17 protein-coding genes are annotated in these 18,012 nt (G+C 45.0%); 7 read left to right on the forward strand and 10 right to left on the reverse strand.

Features of this window, described 5'->3' with window-relative positions:
• Positions 1 to 43: 43 nt before the first annotated feature.
• Together DOE51_RS13655 and DOE51_RS13660 are read right to left on the reverse strand one after the other, a co-directional pair.
• The gene (locus DOE51_RS13655) at positions 44 to 3,820 is read right to left on the reverse strand and encodes a tail fiber domain-containing protein (protein WP_142697106.1); all 3,777 of its coding nucleotides are present in this window, start codon (positions 3,818 to 3,820) and stop codon (positions 44 to 46) included.
• Between the two features lie 151 nt (positions 3,821 to 3,971).
• Positions 3,972 to 4,295 (reverse strand): hypothetical protein, encoded by a 324-nt coding sequence (locus tag DOE51_RS13660; RefSeq protein WP_142697107.1) that lies wholly within the window; start codon positions 4,293 to 4,295, stop codon positions 3,972 to 3,974.
• A 279-nt stretch (positions 4,296 to 4,574) separates the two neighbouring features.
• Here DOE51_RS13660 and DOE51_RS13665 point away from each other — a divergent pair, with 279 nt between their 5' ends.
• The 3 genes from DOE51_RS13665 to DOE51_RS13675 are packed head-to-tail and all read left to right on the forward strand — an operon-like array spanning position 4,575 to position 6,165.
• Positions 4,575 to 4,958, forward strand: a complete 384-nt coding sequence (locus DOE51_RS13665; protein WP_142697108.1) for a hypothetical protein — start codon at positions 4,575 to 4,577, stop codon at positions 4,956 to 4,958.
• Positions 4,959 to 5,002: 44 nt separating this feature from the next.
• Positions 5,003 to 5,539: a hypothetical protein gene (locus DOE51_RS13670; RefSeq protein WP_142697109.1), complete on the forward strand. Its 537-nt coding sequence runs from the start codon at positions 5,003 to 5,005 to the stop codon at positions 5,537 to 5,539.
• 20 nt (positions 5,540 to 5,559) lie between these two features.
• Positions 5,560 to 6,165, forward strand: coding sequence for an HAD family hydrolase (locus DOE51_RS13675; RefSeq protein WP_142697110.1), 606 nt, complete (start codon positions 5,560 to 5,562; stop codon positions 6,163 to 6,165).
• Positions 6,166 to 6,168: 3 nt separating this feature from the next.
• On the opposite strand, the gene DOE51_RS13680 is transcribed toward DOE51_RS13675, so the two are convergent.
• Genes DOE51_RS13680 through DOE51_RS13715 form a run of 8 tightly spaced genes read right to left on the reverse strand, consistent with a single transcriptional unit; the run spans position 6,169 to position 14,393 of the window.
• Entirely contained in the window at positions 6,169 to 6,792 is a 624-nt protein-coding gene (locus DOE51_RS13680; protein WP_142697111.1) for a glutathione S-transferase family protein, read from the reverse strand.
• 1 nt (position 6,793) lies between these two features.
• Entirely contained in the window at positions 6,794 to 8,806 is a 2,013-nt protein-coding gene (locus tag DOE51_RS13685) for a BatD family protein (RefSeq protein WP_142697112.1), read from the reverse strand.
• A complete protein-coding gene (locus DOE51_RS13690; RefSeq protein ID WP_246845096.1) occupies positions 8,790 to 9,578 on the reverse strand; it encodes a tetratricopeptide repeat protein in 789 nt (262 codons plus the stop codon). Before DOE51_RS13690 ends, DOE51_RS13685 begins: the two co-directional genes overlap by 17 nt.
• Entirely contained in the window at positions 9,571 to 10,635 is a 1,065-nt protein-coding gene (locus DOE51_RS13695; RefSeq protein ID WP_142697113.1) for a VWA domain-containing protein, read from the reverse strand. Before DOE51_RS13695 ends, DOE51_RS13690 begins: the two co-directional genes overlap by 8 nt.
• Positions 10,635 to 11,645, reverse strand: a complete 1,011-nt coding sequence (locus DOE51_RS13700; protein WP_142697114.1) for a VWA domain-containing protein — start codon at positions 11,643 to 11,645, stop codon at positions 10,635 to 10,637. Before DOE51_RS13700 ends, DOE51_RS13695 begins: the two co-directional genes overlap by 1 nt.
• On the reverse strand, positions 11,642 to 12,550 hold the full coding sequence (locus DOE51_RS13705; protein WP_142697115.1) for a hypothetical protein: 909 nt from the start codon (positions 12,548 to 12,550) through the stop codon (positions 11,642 to 11,644). The genes DOE51_RS13700 and DOE51_RS13705 overlap by 4 nt, the downstream gene beginning before the upstream one ends.
• On the reverse strand, positions 12,550 to 13,419 hold the full coding sequence (locus DOE51_RS13710) for a DUF58 domain-containing protein (RefSeq protein ID WP_142697116.1): 870 nt from the start codon (positions 13,417 to 13,419) through the stop codon (positions 12,550 to 12,552). Before DOE51_RS13710 ends, DOE51_RS13705 begins: the two co-directional genes overlap by 1 nt.
• Positions 13,419 to 14,393: an AAA family ATPase gene (locus DOE51_RS13715; protein ID WP_371726712.1), complete on the reverse strand. Its 975-nt coding sequence runs from the start codon at positions 14,391 to 14,393 to the stop codon at positions 13,419 to 13,421. The genes DOE51_RS13710 and DOE51_RS13715 overlap by 1 nt, the downstream gene beginning before the upstream one ends.
• Positions 14,394 to 14,622: 229 nt before the next feature.
• Between DOE51_RS13715 and DOE51_RS13720 the strand changes: the two genes are divergently transcribed.
• The 4 genes from DOE51_RS13720 to spoVG all read left to right on the forward strand — a co-directional run bounded on the left by DOE51_RS13720 (position 14,623) and on the right by spoVG (position 17,854).
• Positions 14,623 to 15,435, forward strand: a complete 813-nt coding sequence (locus DOE51_RS13720) for a M48 family metalloprotease (protein ID WP_142697118.1) — start codon at positions 14,623 to 14,625, stop codon at positions 15,433 to 15,435.
• 12 nt (positions 15,436 to 15,447) lie between these two features.
• Positions 15,448 to 15,696, forward strand: a complete 249-nt coding sequence (locus tag DOE51_RS13725; RefSeq protein ID WP_142697119.1) for a DUF1844 domain-containing protein — start codon at positions 15,448 to 15,450, stop codon at positions 15,694 to 15,696.
• 30 nt (positions 15,697 to 15,726) lie between these two features.
• Positions 15,727 to 17,148 (forward strand): trypsin-like peptidase domain-containing protein, encoded by a 1,422-nt coding sequence (locus tag DOE51_RS13730; protein WP_142697120.1) that lies wholly within the window; start codon positions 15,727 to 15,729, stop codon positions 17,146 to 17,148.
• 379 nt (positions 17,149 to 17,527) lie between these two features.
• Positions 17,528 to 17,854, forward strand: a complete 327-nt coding sequence (gene spoVG, locus DOE51_RS13735; protein WP_011165187.1) for a septation regulator SpoVG — start codon at positions 17,528 to 17,530, stop codon at positions 17,852 to 17,854.
• Positions 17,855 to 18,012: the final 158 nt, after the last annotated feature.

Here is an 18,012-nt window from a genome sequence, read left to right on the forward strand (position 1 = left end):
TATACCTACTATACAATAGATAGTAAGAATATACAAGATGGCACTAAAGCCCTAGTTTCGCTTTGATTGCGTTGAGATCTTTTTGTTGTTGCTCGAGTTTTGCGCGCAATTCGCGGTTTTCTTCTTTTAGCGATGCGATGTCGCGCTCGTTCTTAGTCACTCGTTCGGCGACCGAAGAAATTTGCGCTTGCGACATTTCACACTTGCCGTTCAGCTCTTGCACGGCATTTACCATCGCCCAATGAATTGGATCGACATTCAAAGTCAGATAACCGTCGTCACGCTTAATCACCGCATCAGGAATTACTTTTTGCACTTCTTGGGCGATGAAACCGATTAACTTTTTATCGCTTGGCAATTTCAAGGCATTATCTTTTTTGTAGTTATAACGAACCGTGTGCAATTTTAAAATTGCATTCAAACCATATTCATAATCACCATGAATATCTTTAAGTCGCGCATCTGATGCCATCGTCCATGTTGTTGAAGAGCTTAACGCCGCTGTACCCACAACTTGTAAGTTATAAGCAGGACTTGAAGTACCGATACCGACGTTACCGGAATCTTTCACGACAAAGGCACTCGGAGAGTAAGCGGAACCAGCTTTAAATAAGTTACCCGAACCACCCGTCGTATTTTCAGAATAAACCGTCATAATACCATTTACTGAATCCGAATATCCCGTACCCGCGCCGACCACCTGCAGAACATTCGCTGCCGCCGTATAAAAACGTCCTTGCCCAATAACATCCAAAGTCGTGGCAGGAGTCGAAGTATTAATCCCCACACGTCCCGCTGAAGTAATACGCATGCGCTCAGTGCCCGAGTTGCTCGCTAAAGTTGTAAACGCTAAATACGCATTCTTAGTTGATGCCGTTGTCGTCCAATCATTTTCAGGACGAGAAACAATTGCTGCCGCAGTCGCATAAGAGGAACCATCGTAACCTCTGAACGCTAACAAGCCTAAGGTGTCACCATTCAATACGGCTGTTGGCGACGACGATGTTCCCCGCGCACGAGTTTGAAAAACGGCTGGTCCCGCAGAAGCCGTCGAGCTAAATGCATCGATCTGAATATCATCCGCGACGCCGCCATCACCGACCATGTGCAAACCAGCAGCTGGGTTCTGAGTTCCAATCCCTAATAAACCTGCTGACGATAATGTCATGCGCGTTTGGCGAGTCGTTGAACCAATCGCGGTTGTACCGAAATCAATGAGTGTTCCTTGATTTGTCGCAGTGAAATTTTCAGCAGCAGAAATTTGCACGGCACCCGAATTCGTCGACCAACCTGATGACGAATAGGCACCCATGCCGTACAAGCCCATCAAACGATCCCCTGCTAATACCGCTGTTGGTGCTGTCGGCGTACCACGCGACTTGTAAAACGCAATCGTGCCGCCGCCATTGTCGTTATCGGATTCTTGCACGATCACCCCGCCCCAATTGCGTCCCACAACGTGCAACGGAGCCTGTGGCGTACTCGTATTGATCCCAACTGTACCGCCTGAAACGATCAAATCAGGAGTTTGATCTACGTTGTGCGCAAAGATGGCGACAGGACGCGGACTCACGCCAGCTGAACGACCATACAACCACGCCCAACCATTTGAAGCATCAAGACCCATAGTTAGTCCATTGCCAGAAGAATCTTCAAATGTTGCAACACCATAATCGACTTGCGCGCTCTGCGTGCCAATCACATGCAAAGGTGATTGCGGAGTCGTATTGCCGATCGCAACTTTACCCGCACTAGATACCACCACTCGCGGAGTATTGTTGGTGGCGATACTCAAATTATAATTATCTTTTAAACCGATGGTCGCATTGGCACCAATCGTGTTGCCACCATTCACATACGCACTTGTTGGTAAATCGGCAGCGGCAATTGTTCTAAATGTCGGCGTGCCCGCAGATCCAGAAGGAGCCGCCAAGAATGTGTTCGCCGTTTGCGATGAAAAATTAGAAGCCGTCACTTGAATGTTTGAACACGTCCAAGTTCCTGTGGGGCTCGAGAAGGTTAATGTCTGACCCGCGGAACAGTTCGCTGGCATCTGCGAAGATTTAATAATACTGCCCGCATCACTTAAATTCGCAGTCGAAAGTGCGGTATTCACCCATGCACTGCCGTTATATTTTAAAAACTCACCTGAAGCCAATGACGTCAACGTCACCGCAGCACCTTTGATTTTATCAACACTCATCGTGGAACTTGTCCCACTGACGTCACCACTAAATGTCGAAGACGTACCAAGTTTACCGTTGAAAGTGTTCCAATCAGTCGAACTCAAGTAACCATTTGTTGAGGTATCTGCTTTTGTGATACTTAATGCGGGCGTCGTCGTGCCATTTGCAACAGCCAATGGCGCAGTGACAGTGACATTCGTCACAGTTCCACCACCCGTCGCAATATTGACACCGTTTACTTTAAAATTACCAGTGACATTGACATCACCGTTCACATCAACCGCGTAACCCGGTGATGTCTTACCGATACCAACTTTACCGGTATTATCGACCATAATACGATTGCTGCCTGCCGTATAAATTCCAACAGCCATGGGCGAGTACAAATTCAATGCGCCATTATCTAAGTTTTTAATCTCAAACATCGAGCCATTGAAATTCATGGTCGCGCCTGTCGCGGCAAACGTGTCAGTGAGTTTAATCCCTGACAAACCGTTGACATGAAGACCTGCGGAAGGAGTGTTCGTGCCAATTCCGACGTTGCCAGAATTGTAGTAAATATTGCTACCGCTCGTACTCCACTGCGAAGTGCCCGTGATATTTTGACATTCAAATGTCGAAGAACTGACGTTCCAATAAAGAGTTTGTGAGCTCGTGCAATTTGCATTAGCAACATAACCCGCAAAACTTGAATTTGATAAATAAGAACTCAACGACGCCGCTAAACCTGAAACATCGGAAGTGGCAATCGTCGCAGGTGACCAATTCGTGCCGTTGAATTTCAAGAACTGACCTGACGTCGGAGTTGTAGTGGCGACGCCGACACCTTGCAAAGCTTTGACCGTGGGACCTGGATAAGTACCACTTAAGTCACCGCTCGCAGTACCACCCGATTGAATAGCATTTACTAAGCGCGCATCGTTACCAGCGGCGACAGTGTTCGCACCCGTACCGACATTTAAAGTAATTTGCGGAGTTGAAGTTCCATTCGCGATCGTGACGTAAGCATTGGCGGAGGTAACATTCGTAACTGTACCACCACTAGCTCCACTGACACCTGTACACGTCAGCGCACTTCCATCCCACGTCAAAAAACTGCCAGCACCACACGTTGGAATTACCGACTTCAATAAAAAGTCAGCCGCCGTATTTGTGCCAAGCTTAGAAGCTGTTAACGAATGCCCAGCAAACGGAACCGAACGAATTTCTGCATCCGGAGAAATCGTTTTCCACCCACTGCCATCATGAAACTGCACGCGCAGTTTACGAATATCATCAAATGAAGGACTGTATGTCGAGCCGCCATCGCAGCTCAAACTTCCGGCGTTTGCAAATGCATCTAAGATTTTAAAAGTTGAAGAAGCGGGAAATGACTTCGTGCCCGAACCGATGGCCACATCAAACACACCGCCCGAGTTCACCATATTCACGCCGTTGATTTGTTCGCGATAAACCACGCACAAACCATCAGGGCTCGTGATTTCAAAACTGAAACTGACATTATTAAACTGCAAAGGCGTGCCGTCGACTTTTAAAATGCGACCTTGATAGGTCAACGCATTCGGCGCTGCTTGTGCTACAGACAAGAAGAAATAAATGAGAATGCTTATTCCAGTGTACGTTCCAACATTCATATAGAACGTGTCGGCATTCTTAGAACACTCAATGAGCGCTTTAGTGTCTAAAATTGAGAATTCGCGAACTATTCTTCGCGAATTCTTCAATCGTAATGACGAGAGCTCGCGTCTTACCACAAAGACTTGGAAACCTCGTCCTACTTAAGTCCTACCAACCAGAATAACAGCGGCTTGAGGTGATCACTTGGTCAGAGTCACGGACCATATACAAGCAGCTTGAATACTCCATATGAAGTTGCACGCGCACATGAGGGATCACCGTGCCGTCGCGCTCAACAATATGTGAAGGCTGCGCTTCCACGTCCAAAATTTTTGGCAGAGTGCAAAGTTCTTCGAACGTATAATCTTCGTGAGCCGCAACTGTGTAAATAGCTTTCGTCAAGCGAGCGTTGTTCGCCCATTTATCACAAGTTGTAAATGCGAATGATGAAGATGCAGCGAACAGTGTCGCGCAGAAAATAAGTGCTTTCATAGATTCCTCTTTCTCTTTGAGCGCACGAAGCTAAGGCGTGAAAATAAAACGCACAATCATTTGCGCCAGAAACTTCTCAACAGAAAAAGCATTGAGAAACAAAAGTTAAAGTGCGCGGCGCGGCTTCATACTCAAGTAGTGTTTATACTCTATTTTTATTAATTAAATTATTGATATCACGTCACTTATAAGGATTCATGTCAGCCATTTAATTTGCCCACAAACGCTTGGTAAATTTATCGTCTGCTTACAAATTCATTCAAACACAGGAGACAACAAATGAAATTGTATGCATTCGCAACAGCCCTACTTCTTTCCCAAACAACATTCGCAGCGTCGGCTCTTAGCATCGCTAAACTTGATTGCACAGCAGTCAACGCTGGTGGATTCGCAAGCTTGAAACTTTCTCCATCAGGACAAGTGGAGATCGTTGTGAACAACGTTTTCAAATCAGAAGCAAAACTTGTTTCTTTAAGCGAATCATCAGTTCTGTTTCAACAAGCAAACAGCACTTCGCAATACCGCATTGAATTCCCAGAAGCGCTGAAAGCTGGCGACCAAAAAGTTCAAGGTATCTTGTACTCGAAATACACGCCAAGTGCTGCGTGGTTAGCAACAAGCTACGCGACTTGCCAAATTACTGCGGCTGAAGTGGCTCACTAATTCTTTTCCTTGCCAGAAGCGGGTGTCGTGTTAAGCTCGCAGACATGATGACGACACTTCTTCTGGCAAATTTATTCTTCGCCCCTGCTGTTGCAGCAACACCTGCATTAAGCGGAGATTATCAACGTCCTTGTTACGCCATTGATGACGATTATCTGACGACAGAATTAAATGTCACAGGTAATAAATGGACTTTGCAACACATCGCTTACGAAGACGATAAATGCGGGCAAGCCTACCTAATTTACCAAGTTGATTACAAAGTTAAATCCGAAGAACAAAACATTGATATGACAACCGTTGAAGTTTCATACATGTCTTTGTCTGATGAAGTCAGCGAAGCCTTGAACATGGTTTCATACTGCGGAATTTCCGACTGGAAAAAGAAAGAGAAACGAGTTGTCACAGGAAAACTGTGCGACGAATTCAATGCGCCGAAACAAGGCGACATGATTTACTCCATCATCAAAGTACAAGGCAACGATCTTTATCTTGGAACAATGAGCGGAACGGCTGACGGCAAGACTCCTGAAACGCGTTACGACCAAGTCGATTCTTTGCCGCTTCATAAGCTTCGCTAACGAGTCAAAACTCAAGCATCATGAGTATCAAAGCGGTCTTTTTAGATTTAGGTGGCGTCATCGTCGAAGTCAGTTGGAAACCCGTCTTGATCGAGATGGGTTACACTGAAGCCGAGGCCCAAGACGAAATTATTTCTTTAGTTGGAAATTGGGAAAATCATCATCGTTATGAACGCGGTGAAATTTCCGAATTAGAATTCTTTGTTGGTCTTGGCGATTTGATTCAAAAACCTGAAACCAAAGCTTTGATCACGGCATGGAATAAAATGCTCATTCGTCCCCTACCCGGTGTGGAAGACATATTTGCAAAGTTTAAAGGTCGTATTCCTTTGATGGCTCTATCAAATACAAATCTGACCCATGTTGAATACATGCAGAAGAATTTTTCATTCTTAAAAATGTTCGATCATGTGTTCACAAGTCATGAACTCGGCCATCGCAAACCTGAACAGGAATGCTATTTAAAGGCCGCAGCCATTGCACAGCTTGAACCTTCTGAGATTTTATTTATCGATGACAATCCGGATAATGTCGATGCGGCGATTCGCGCGGGATACAAGGCAGAACTGTCGGTGAATTCTACGTCAGACACCATTCGTCTTATCGAACGATATCTGACGCTATAAGAACTAGGCCATCACTGGCATTTCAAACACTTTGGCTTTAATTGCGGCAGGACGATTCATCAAACGTTCCATGTAAGCTTTAATCACTGGATTTGGTTCAACGATATAATCCCATGCACCCGGAAGAACTGCTGCCAACATAATATCAGCAGCCGAAAAACCACTTTTCAAAATATATTCTTGGCGAGCCAAAACTGGAATCAACGCAAGTTTCAAAACCTCGCACTGCTCTTTTACGAATTTGTGAGTCACCGCAGTTTCTTCTGGTGTCGACACGTGTGTGAACATTCTGGCAATAACACACTCAAGACTGCCAACCGACCACACCATCCACTGCAAATAATCTGCGCGTTCTGGAGAATTAATTTCCGGCGCCATTTTCGCTTCTGGAAAACGATCCGCAAGATACAAGCAGATCGCACCCGATTCAAAAATTACCGTGCCATTGTCGTTAATTGTTGGTACTCGGCCCATCGGGTTCAAGGAACGATATTCAAGAGTGTTCATATCGCCCAATTTCTTTTTCAAATAGTGATCCTTATAAGGAACACCCATTTCTTCAAGCAACCAACGAACGCGGTCGCTACGATCTTGATTGGCCATGCAATAAATATCGACTGGATTCATTTTATTCTGCCTTCTGATCAACTGCGCTGATCATTTGCGCGATTACTTTTTTCGCGCGCTCTACATTGGATTTCATCGTCGCTGGGTCTTTTAAAGAACCCAACATCTCTTCCGGTGCAAAGCTCATCGTTTGGAAGATTTCAAATGTCTTAGTGATTTCAGTTCCGTGTTCACGACGTAAACTTGGTGGAATCATTTCCAACAAATCGTCGATCTTAAGTGACGCCCCACCTTCACCTGAAACGTTACCCATCACCAGGTAGAAGATGTTTGTCATTTCGGCACCGACTTTACGCACTTCATTTTTAGCAAGTGCTGCATCGACGCCTTTATAACGTTTATTCACAAGTTCTTTTAAAGTGCGTTGTCTGCGGCCCCAACCGAATTCACGTTGAGCTTTCACCAACAATGAACCAATGATGCCTGCAAATATAACTACCCACACCCATGGTTGATACATGACGCTGGCTTTGGCTGAAGGTTCCCACGCCATGATAACGTCAGGAAGTTTGTTTTCAACAACGGCCGCTTTCGCTGGTGCGCCTTTATCAGTGATTCGTTGTGAAGAACCGACGGGTGCGTTCGGATTATTTACAACCTTCAACGTAATCGGTTGTGTTTTCTTCGTATAATATTTTGAAGTCGCCGGATCGAACATGCTGACACTTAATGCCGGAATTGTCAGATCACCTTCTTGGCGCGGGATCAACAACACTTCGAATTCTTTAAAGCTGCGACCGTTCTTAAAGAACTTAGCTTCTGATTTTGAATCATACTGTTCAAGCTGCGACGGTAAGTTCAAAGCTGGCAAGTCGATCAATTTCGCATTGCCGGCACCTTCAAAACGTACTTTCAAACTGAAAGGCTGATTCACAGGTACCGTTGTGTTATCAACAGTATCGTGCAATTCAAACTGCCCCACCGCACCCGAGAAATCAGAAGGACGACCGTCCACTGGCAACGGTTTTACTTTGATAGGAACGCGTGCAGAACTTTTTGTGTATTCGTAAGGTTTACCTTGATAGCTCCAACCAGAACCCGGCAAACGAACACGCGATTTGATTTTATATTCATCAATAACCGCCGTGCCTTCTTTAATTGGGAACAATGCGTGTGATGCCAGCAAAGCTTTCTTCCATGGCACACCATTCACGATTTCTTCTGTAAACTGAATCGCGGGAACTTCTTCGATGATTTCTTTCCAGAAGCCTTTCAGATCTGGGAATTTCAAACGATCCAAAGTTTCCATCTGGCCGCGAGTGTAGACATACCAGTTCACAGTCACTTGTTCGCCTTCGTAAACTTCTGTCTTATCAATTTCAACACTGATAAAGAAAGCTTCATTTGGATTTGTCGGAAGACTGCGGAATGCTGGGTTCGCCATTCCTGCGGCAGCTCCCCCGCCGAAATTATTATCCGGAGGGAAATTACCGCCACCTTGTTGCTGCATTTGTTGCATCAAACGTTGGCGCTGTTGCAAAAGTTGATTGAAGATTTCTTCTTCCGCGCGATCCATGTCTTCGAATTGATCGTCAAAACCATGTGGCATTCTTGGTGCTGTCGGTGGACGAGGACCTTTCGGCACACCATTCCCCTGACTGCCAGCAGATTGCCCGCCTACTTTAATTACGATGGGTTGAGTGCGATAAACCTTGCCGTTCACGATCACTTCATACGACGACACACTCAAGGTGCCATCACGTTTAGGACTTAACATGTAATGAAACTCTTTACGTCTTTGAGTTTCAAATTGCATACCCTTATCACCTTGCACAAGTTTTTGTGCAACGGCTGTGGAACTCCAATTATTTAATAAATCGAAATCGCCAAGACTTGGCACGCGTGGATCTTGCACATCGACGTCATCATTTGAAACGACAGAAACCGTCAAAGTGAAACTATCACCAACGGCCATTTCAGTTCTATCTACACTTGATTGCACGCTCGTTGCAGCACCTGCTACAACAGCAAACGTGAAACTCAGAAAGAATAGAAAACTACCAATCTTTGTCACGTGGCTGCTCCTTCACTTCTTTACGATTAAACTCAGCACGGATTTTTGATTCCTGCTGTTTAATCTCTCCTAAGATCTTTTTGACGTCGCCTTCGGACAACTCTTTGCCATTAAATTGGCGAGGTTTGTACTTCGCAGAATTTTGATATTCTTTTTTCTGCTGTTCGTCCTTTTTATCTTTATCGTCGCCGTCTTTATTCTGATCTTTTTGATCCTTTTGATCTTTACCGTCTTTGTTTTGTTGCTGTTGGTTCTGATTGCCTTTTTGGTTCTGATCTTTGTTCTGCTGTTGATCAGATCCGCCTTTGCCCTGTTGTGATTGCGTCAATAATTCAATATTGATCTTCACTTCTTTCGACGTCGGCACGATATCCAAACATTTTTGATAAAGCTCTAAAGCTTCATCGATTTTTTTTGCTTTACCAAGAAGCTGCGCTTGATTGAACCGCGCCATAAATAGCGTGCGCAGATCACCACTTTTTTCAGCCAAGCGTTCCGCTTCTTTATAAGATTGCTCTGCTTTTTCCGCTTGATTCAACATCTCAAACGACAAACCCAGATTCAAATGAAGCTCTGGCAAAAACGGATTGTACCCCAACGCCGAAATATACTTATCCCCAGCAATCTGAAAAGTATTAGCCTTAAGAGCCTTATTCCCCTCACGATTCAACTGCAAAGTCTTCAAATGCAAATCATTATTTCCACATCCCGAAAGCACCATCGCAACAACGCCGCACAACAGAGCTCCCGCTTTGGAAGATAGTTTAGGCATTGGGCACCTCAAAACGTCCCTTCCAGAATTTGAAGGAATTGCGACGCTCACCAAGAACTAATTCGATCAAGGCGATGAGGACTCCCAATAACAAGAAAGCTTGGAAGCGCTCATCGTATTGTGTTGCCATGGTTGTATCGAACTGCGTTTTTTCTAATTTATTAATATCTTCAACTAGGTGTTTCGTTTGATCGCCACCGAAGGTCGCGAAATAGAAACTGCCTTTACCGGCTTCGGCCAACGCACGAAGGGCATCACCTTTAACTGTCGTGATAACTGTTTCGCCACCACGATCTTTTTTATAACCTTTTAGGAAGCCCATGCCATCACGCTCTGGAATCGCGCCACCTTTTTCAGTGCCGTAAGCGACCGTGAAAATACGAATACCTTCATCAGTTAATTTCTTCGCTTCTTCCAGGGCTCCTGGTTCGTTGTCTTCACCGTCTGAAGCAATCAAGATCACACGTGTCACCTTCACAGTTTCATCCGTTGTCACACCACCACGATCAAATGCATCTTTCGCAGCAGCTAAAGCTTCTTTAAAGCTTGTCCCTTGCGATGAAACAGAGTTTGTGTCTAAAGAGTCCAAGTACATTTTGATGGAACCCGGATCGTTCGTAATTGGCGATAACAATGCCGCTGAACCAGCAAATGCCAACACACCGATTTTATTTCCAGGCATCATGTCGACCAAACGACTGAGTTCGGCTTTTGCTTGTGCCAAGCGCGATGGTTTAACATCTTCCGCCATCATACTGTCAGAAACGTCTACGGCGAAAATCAGCTCAACGCCTTCGCTCTTCACTTCGGTTTTACTTTGGCCCATTTGTGGGCGCGCTAAAGCTACGACAAAGAAGAACACGGCAAGAACTTGCAAGAATGTTTTCAAAGTCCGTTTCTTAGAAGAAACCGACGAAGAAAGAAACGGATAAAGGCGTGTGCCAATTGCCGCTTCCATACGTTTACGACTGCGCAAATCAAAGATGTAACCCAGAACGATAATAACTGGAATCACCCACAGATAGTTAAAGGCAGAAAGGTTTTCAAATCTAAACATTATGGAACCCTCCTTAACCAAGAACGACCCAAGATCAAGGCAGCCAAATAAAGGATGATTGCCATCACTAAATATGGTGGGAATTTTTCAGTGTAATTTGTAAACTTATTGATATCGATCTTCGTTTTTTCTAACGAGTCGATGTCTTTAAAGATTCCAACCAACGAGTCTTCTTTTGAAGCACGATAGTATTTACCACCCGTATCTTTCGCCATACGCGCCAAAAGATCTTCATTCACCGTGCTATCAAATGGCTGATAAGTTTTTACTTTCTGACCAAAGATATCGCGTGTGTAGATAGGAATTTTTGTTGGACCATCTTTACCGATACCGATTGAATAAATCTTAATGCCGTAACCTTTAGCGATTTCCAGACCCGTTTCAGGATCGATAGTACCGCTATTGTTTTCCCCATCCGTCATGAAGATGACAACACGGCTTTTTGCTTGCGAGTCTTTCAAGCGGCCCGCCGCATTCGCAAGTGCGACACCTAATGCCGTACCATCTTTGATACGTGCTTGTTGTGCGGTTGTGATTTCGGCAACTCGTTGCAAGATCAATTGGTAATCTAAAGTTGGCGGAACCAGCGTAAATGATTCGCCGGCGAAGATCACTAAACCAATACGGTCAGAACTACGACCTTCAATGAAACGTTTGATCGTTTCTTTTGCTGCTTCCAAACGATTTAAAGGTTTCATATCTTCGATCAACATACTGTCGGAAATATCCAGACAGATAACGATGTCGATACCTTCAACGTTCTTTTTAATTTTCGTATTCATTTCCTGCGGTCGTGCTAAGGCGATAATCGCAAAAACAATCGCAAGGGCTTTCATTAATAGTGGCAGATGCATCAAACGCGTGCGTACACTTGGCGTCACTGACTTTAAGACTTCGATAGAACCAAACTGCAACGTCGGCGTTTTCTTTTTCTTACGCCACATCGTCCACACAAGAAGCAAAACTAAAGGAAGAATCAGCCAGAATGCCGCGGAAGAATGGAAAGTCATGACATGCTCTCCATTGTTTCAACTAAGTTTCTTGTGCGTTTTGAAAGATTCACGACGTCACTTGCGGTGACATTTTGTTTGTTTTCAAAGGCGTGCTGATATTCTTTGATCAAATCCTGCATGTCTTTGCCACATTCAGCATAGACTTTGCGATGACGTTTTTTGATGTCTTTGGCAATAAGGCGCGCGCTCCATTCCAAAGCAGGAATTTGGTATTTGCGTGTGATATACAGACGCAACATGTGGCGCATTTCTTCCATCGCTTTAGAAATATCATCAGCCGTTGTTTCACCGCTGAAGAACGCTGGATTTGAACGCTGCACTTTACGCATGCTTTGATGGAATTGACTGATCGGCGACAAGGCCGAGTCATGTTCTTTCAAGCCTTCAATCATATTACGGCGTTGAATCACTCGTATCACCTTAAAGACGATACCTGCGATAATCGCCCCCAAAACGGCAATCAGAATCACCCAATAGATATGCGGCACTGAAAGTTCCGCAGGACCGATCGGACCATACGGTTCAATCTTCGCTTGGGCTTGTTGGGCACCAGCGGCATCGACACCTTCTGGTTTTGGAATAGAAGTCTGCACGAAATATTCAATGCGACCTAAACTGAACGTCTCAGTTCCATCCGTCATTTGCAAGTCAGGCCACTCAATGTTGCCGGCTTTGTAACCAGTAACAACAAACACCGCTTTTGAGGGCGAATCCATGCGTGCTTTTAAAAGCTTAATTAAATATTTCTGCTCAGCAGTTTCGACGAAATGCAATTTGTCGACTTGAAGATTTTTTGGAAACTCCCCTTCACAAGTCACAAGGGCCTCGCGACCAACGGTCATCTCGTTGTCCTTGAGCCCTTCTACTTTAGGAATTTCAAACTTACACTGAACTACTGCCATTATTTTCTCTTCTTAAAGAACGCCACCAAAGGATCTACGTAATCCTCGCTGGATTTCACATCAACGCGTTCTACCTGCGACAAGCGCAAAAGTTTATCGCGTTGTTCTTTACGCTGTTGGACCGCATCTTCGTATTCCTGACGGAATGAAGGTGATGATGTATCGACCGTCAGAACTTCGCCGGTTTCGGCATCCTGAACTTCGATCACACCCATGCGTGGTAATGAAATTTCCGCAGCGTCATTCACGACACATGCAACCACGTCATGCTTACGTCCCAACAAACGCAAACTTTGTTCAAAGCCTTGATCCATAAAATCACTGAACACGAAAATCGTTGCGCGTTTTTTCAATGCACCCTGCATGAAACTTAAACCCGCAGAAATTTTCGTCTTATGACTTTTTGGCTGATAATAAAATAAATCACGAAGCAAACGGCGCACATGACCGCGACCTTTTTTCGGTGGCACGAAATGTTCAACTTGATCGCTGAACAATAACAAACCAATTTGGTCATTATTTTTCACGGCTGAAAAAGCCAGTAAAGCGGCAAGCTGAGTCATCACCTCGCCTTTAAAATAAGGACCCGTTCCGAAATCGGCAGAGCCACTGACGTCAACTGCAAGAATCAAAGTCAGTTCACGCTCTTCTTCGTATGTTTTGATATAAGGTTTTCCTGTGCGCGCAGTCAGCGGCCAAGAAATCGAACGAATGTCGTCGCCCGCTACGTACTCCCTGAAATCAGCGAAAGTCATACCCTGACCTTTAAAGGCCGTATGGTATTCACCGGCAAAGAGATTGTTCACAAGCTTTCTTGTGTTGATCTCTAAGAGTTTAACTTTCTTTAAGACCTCAGGAGGTAAACTCACTACGGCACCTCAATTTGGCTCAAGATCTCTTTGATCACGTCGTCTGACTTGATGTTTTCAGCTTCCGCTTCGTAAGTCAGAATCAAACGATGTCTCATCACGTGGTAGGCAATGGCTTTCACGTCTTCTGCTGTCACGTAACCGCGACCTTGCAAGAACGCATGCGCTTTCGCTGCTCTAAATAAGCAGATCGTGGCGCGCGGAGAACCGCCCACGTTGATCAAGTTTGCGATACGGCTTAGACCGTATTCCGCAGGCTTACGAGTCGCCATCACCAGTTCAACGATGTAGTTTTTGATTTTGTTATCAACATAAATCTGATCTGCACGAGCTGCTGCACGCAACAAATCTTCTTTTGAAATCACAGGATTCACGACAGGTTTTTGATCCGTGCCCATGCGATTTAAGATTTCAAGCTCTTCGCCTTTGTGTGGGTAAACCACATTGATCTTAAACATGAAACGGTCCATCTGTGCTTCAGGAAGTGGATACGTACCTTCTTGTTCAAGCGGATTTTGTGTCGCAAGAACCAAGAATGGATTCGCAAGTTTGTAAGACTCTTCACCGATTGTGACTTGTTTTTCTGCCATCGCCTCTAGCAAAGCTGATTGCACTTTTGCTGGAGCACGATTGATCTCGTCGGCCAAAACGATGTTTGTGAAGATGGGACCTTTACGTGGCGCGAACTCGCCTGATTTTGGATTAAAGATCATCGTACCAATCAAATCCGTCGGTAAAAGATCGGGAGTAAATTGAATACGTTGGAAATCCAAAGAGATAGACTTACACACTGTCGAGATCGTCAGAGTTTTCGCTAAACCCGGAACACCTTCAAGCAGGATGTGACCGCCCGTCAACAACCCCATCATGATGCCTTCCACCATTTCTTTTTGGCCTACGATAACTTTGTTGATTTCAGCCATCATTTTTTCGATGAATTGGCTTTCCTGCTTAATGGCAGCGTTCAGTGCCATGATATCAACTTCACTCACGATGATCCTCCACGAAGGTTAACTCTATCATTTCACAATGATCCGTTTCAGGCGGCAAGCAAGACTATTTTCGACTAGGACTTAAACCTCGCAAAAAGATGTTATGTCACACATTGCCAGACCCGAATTTGAACTCATCTTTACGTCTGAAGCGCTGCACTCGAGCCCTCCTGGGCTTGCCAAGGCGCAAGGAAAGTGGGACTAATTTTGTATGCAGAACACTAGTACAAAAGTCTGGGTTTTTATTCTATCGAGTTCTTTGGCGTTTTTGGTGTTGGGTTACCAATTCGGTGAACGTCTGGGCCTGATGATCGGCTTCTTCTTCGCGCTTCTTTTAAACTTCATGGTGTTCTTTTACGGAGAAAGCCGCGTCCTTGCGAAACTCAATGCAAAACGTTTGAAGGGCCAAGACGCTTGGGGCGTTTTAAATTTGGTCGAACGCTTGTCTGCAGAACTGGGCGTGCCAGTTCCTGCCGTTTACTTGATTCCATCCCCTGCTGCGAATGCATTTGCAGTGGGTCACTCTTGGCGCCGTGGTGCTTTGGGCTTTACGCAGGGTTTGTTGCAAACATTGGAACCCGAAGAACTTGAAGCCGCTGTTGCCCATCAACTTTGTCACATTCGTCGTCTTGATACGTTTGCGTTCGGTGTCAGCAGTACGCTTGCGAACTCGGTTGTGGGTCTTGGTCAATTCTTGGATTCCTTCCTGCCGTATCGTTTGCAATTTTTTATGCCTCTTTTTTCACCATTAGGTTGGCTTATTATCAAAACGGTTGTGGGCGAAAAATCATTCTTTGAAAATGATTTGATGGCCTCGCAGCTTGTGGGTGATCGTCATAAATTAGGCGAAGCCTTGTGGAGACTTGAAGGTCTTGCCCAAACAAAACCGCTTGTGATCCCCGCTTGTACTTCGCATCTGTTCATGGTGAACCCTGAAGGCATCAAGCAAAGAAATTTATTTTTAAAATCTCATCCACCTATCGAGATTCGTATTCAGAAACTCATGGGTTATTATCCAATTTAGTCGAGGTATAAAATGCAGCAAAAAATGGAAGCCTCTATGTCCGTCCTTATCATGTCTATCGCTTCATCAGCCGTGATGGCGATGGGTCTTTCTCCTGATCCACAATCTGGAAAAGTAGAAAAAGATAAAGAGATGGCTCGCTTTAATATTGATCTTCTTTTGGTGCTTCAACAAAAGACCAAAGGAAATTTAACGAAAGATGAATCGCAGTTTTTAGAAAATTTGATTAGCGATCTGCAAATCAAATTCGTGTCCATTTAAAAAGGGACTAAGAGGAAAGAGGAAGTTGTTATGAAGAAGTTGTTATTTCTGATTCTAACGGTGGCCTTGACAGCGCAAGCACAGAACCTGCCAAAAGACGCACCCAAATTAAATCTCACGGCACCACTGCCGGCAAATTTGTTTGTTGAACTCGCGCGAGTGATCAATCCCGCAGTTGTTAATATCTCGACGGCTGCTATTCCAAAAAACAATCCCCGTATGCGCGATCCAATGATGGATATGCTTGAGCAGTTGTATGGCATTCGCATGCAACCGCAGGCTCCGCAATCAATGAAGCCGCAGATGATGGGTTTAGGAACAGGTTTTATTATTCGTGAAGACGGTTTGATTGTGACAAACAATCACGTGATCGCAGGTGCTGACCAAATCACGGTGCAACTTTCTGAAGGCTCAAAAGAGATTTACGATGCGACTCTTGTCGGCAGCGATGCACGCACAGATATCGCGCTTATCAAAATCAATCCGAAAGGCAAAAAACTTCCTTACGCGGTTCTTGGTTCTTCCAAAGATCTTGAAGTTGGCGAATGGGTTGCAGCGTTCGGTAATCCATTCGGTCACGGTCACTCGATGACGAAAGGGATTATTTCTTCTAAAGCCCGCGACATCACAGAGATCAATAAAATTCCTCTGCTACAAACCGATGCCAGCATCAACCCTGGTAACTCGGGTGGTCCGCTGGTAAATACGAAGGGCCAAGTGATCGGTGTGAATTCTGCGATCGATGCACGCGCCCAAGGTATCGGCTTTGCGATCCCTATCGACGAAGTGAAAGCGATCATTCCGATCTTAGAAACCAAAGGTCGTATCGCTCGCGGTTACATCGGTACGGCACTAGGCGACCTTGATGGTGACGCGGCTGAATACTTGGGACTTGGCGACACTCGTGGCGCGGTGATTGTGCAACTAGATCCAAAAGGCCCTGCTGCAAAAGCGGGAATCAAAATGTACGACATCATCACGGAATTTAACGGTCGTGCGGTGACAAATTCTTTGGAACTGCAAGATGCGGTTGGTGATGCGACGATTGGTAAATCGGTGCCAGTAAAAATCCTGCGCAATCGTAAACCCATGACAGTTAGCATGCTGGTCACTGAACGTCCGGAAGATAAAGTCGCTAAGAAAACTGTGACGAAAAAATATGAAGGGCAAAAAGCTCCGTTCAATTTAGGATTTACAGTGTCTGATCCAAACGATCAAATTCGTGCGGAAATGGGTTTGCCTGAAGACATGAAACAACCCGTAGTGATTGATCTCGAGCGTGGCTCTGCGGCGGTTCGTTCAGGCTTACAGGCTGGTGACGTGATCTTGGATGTGAACAAAACCAATGTTGAATCTTCGAAAGATGTTTTGAAGGGTTTGAAAAAGGGCGCGAACACTTTGCGTATCGCTCGCAATGCGCGCATTCAAATCATCAATATTGAGACTCCGTAAGCGCATCTAAAATTTTCATTTAAGACTTAAAAAGCCAAGCTCCCCGCTTGGCTTTTTAATTTATGTGGTCTTACAGATTGTCCTCGCGCGGACCGTTAGAAACAGCACTGCATTTAGGGCTATTTCCTGCTTAAATTCGCTGTGGCTGCGAGGTCACTTGGGCCAAAGTTCTGCACAAAGCATCGACGAAAAATTTGGAATTGTAAGTAGACTTTGTCCCGCTATGAGACAGAATTTCTTCGTTCCTATTACATCATGAAAAATCCCGGACCTAGGTCTTTAGTTTTTTTTTCCAACTCCGAGAAGAATTACGGACCATAGTTTGGCTCCAAGTATGCGCCAAGATTTGCAACAAGTATGGCAACTAGAAAGGGACTCTATGAAAGTCACCGAAGTAAAAGTTTTCCCGGTCAATGAGGATCGTCTGAAAGCTTATGTGTCGATCACACTCGATAATTGTTTCGTGGTGCGCGACCTTAAAGTTATCCAGGGCACCAGCGGCCTTTTCGTCGCGATGCCTAGTAAGAAGCGTAAAGACGGTCAGTTCCGCGATATCGCGCATCCTTTAAATCAGGAAACGCGTGCGATGATTGAAGATTTGATTTTTGAAGCTTACGAAAAAGAATTGAAATCCATGGGTGAAACCCTTGTTAGTTTGAAACGCCAGAAAGCTCCTGGGAGCGATTACGGCAACGATGACTACTAACGGTTGAAGTTCCCTGCTCACTCGCCAGGCTCTGATTCATTTGTGGAGGATCAGAACTAACGGCGGCTTCAAACCCCGTGGACCCTTTTGCCCGCTTGGCTTACGCTTAGCGGGCTTTTTTATTGCTAGAGCTGTAATTCAGTTTGGGTATTTCTTTC

The sequence above is a fragment of the Bdellovibrio sp. NC01 genome, assembly GCF_006874625.1.
In the GTDB taxonomy this organism is placed as follows: Bacteria; Bdellovibrionota; Bdellovibrionia; order Bdellovibrionales; family Bdellovibrionaceae; genus Bdellovibrio.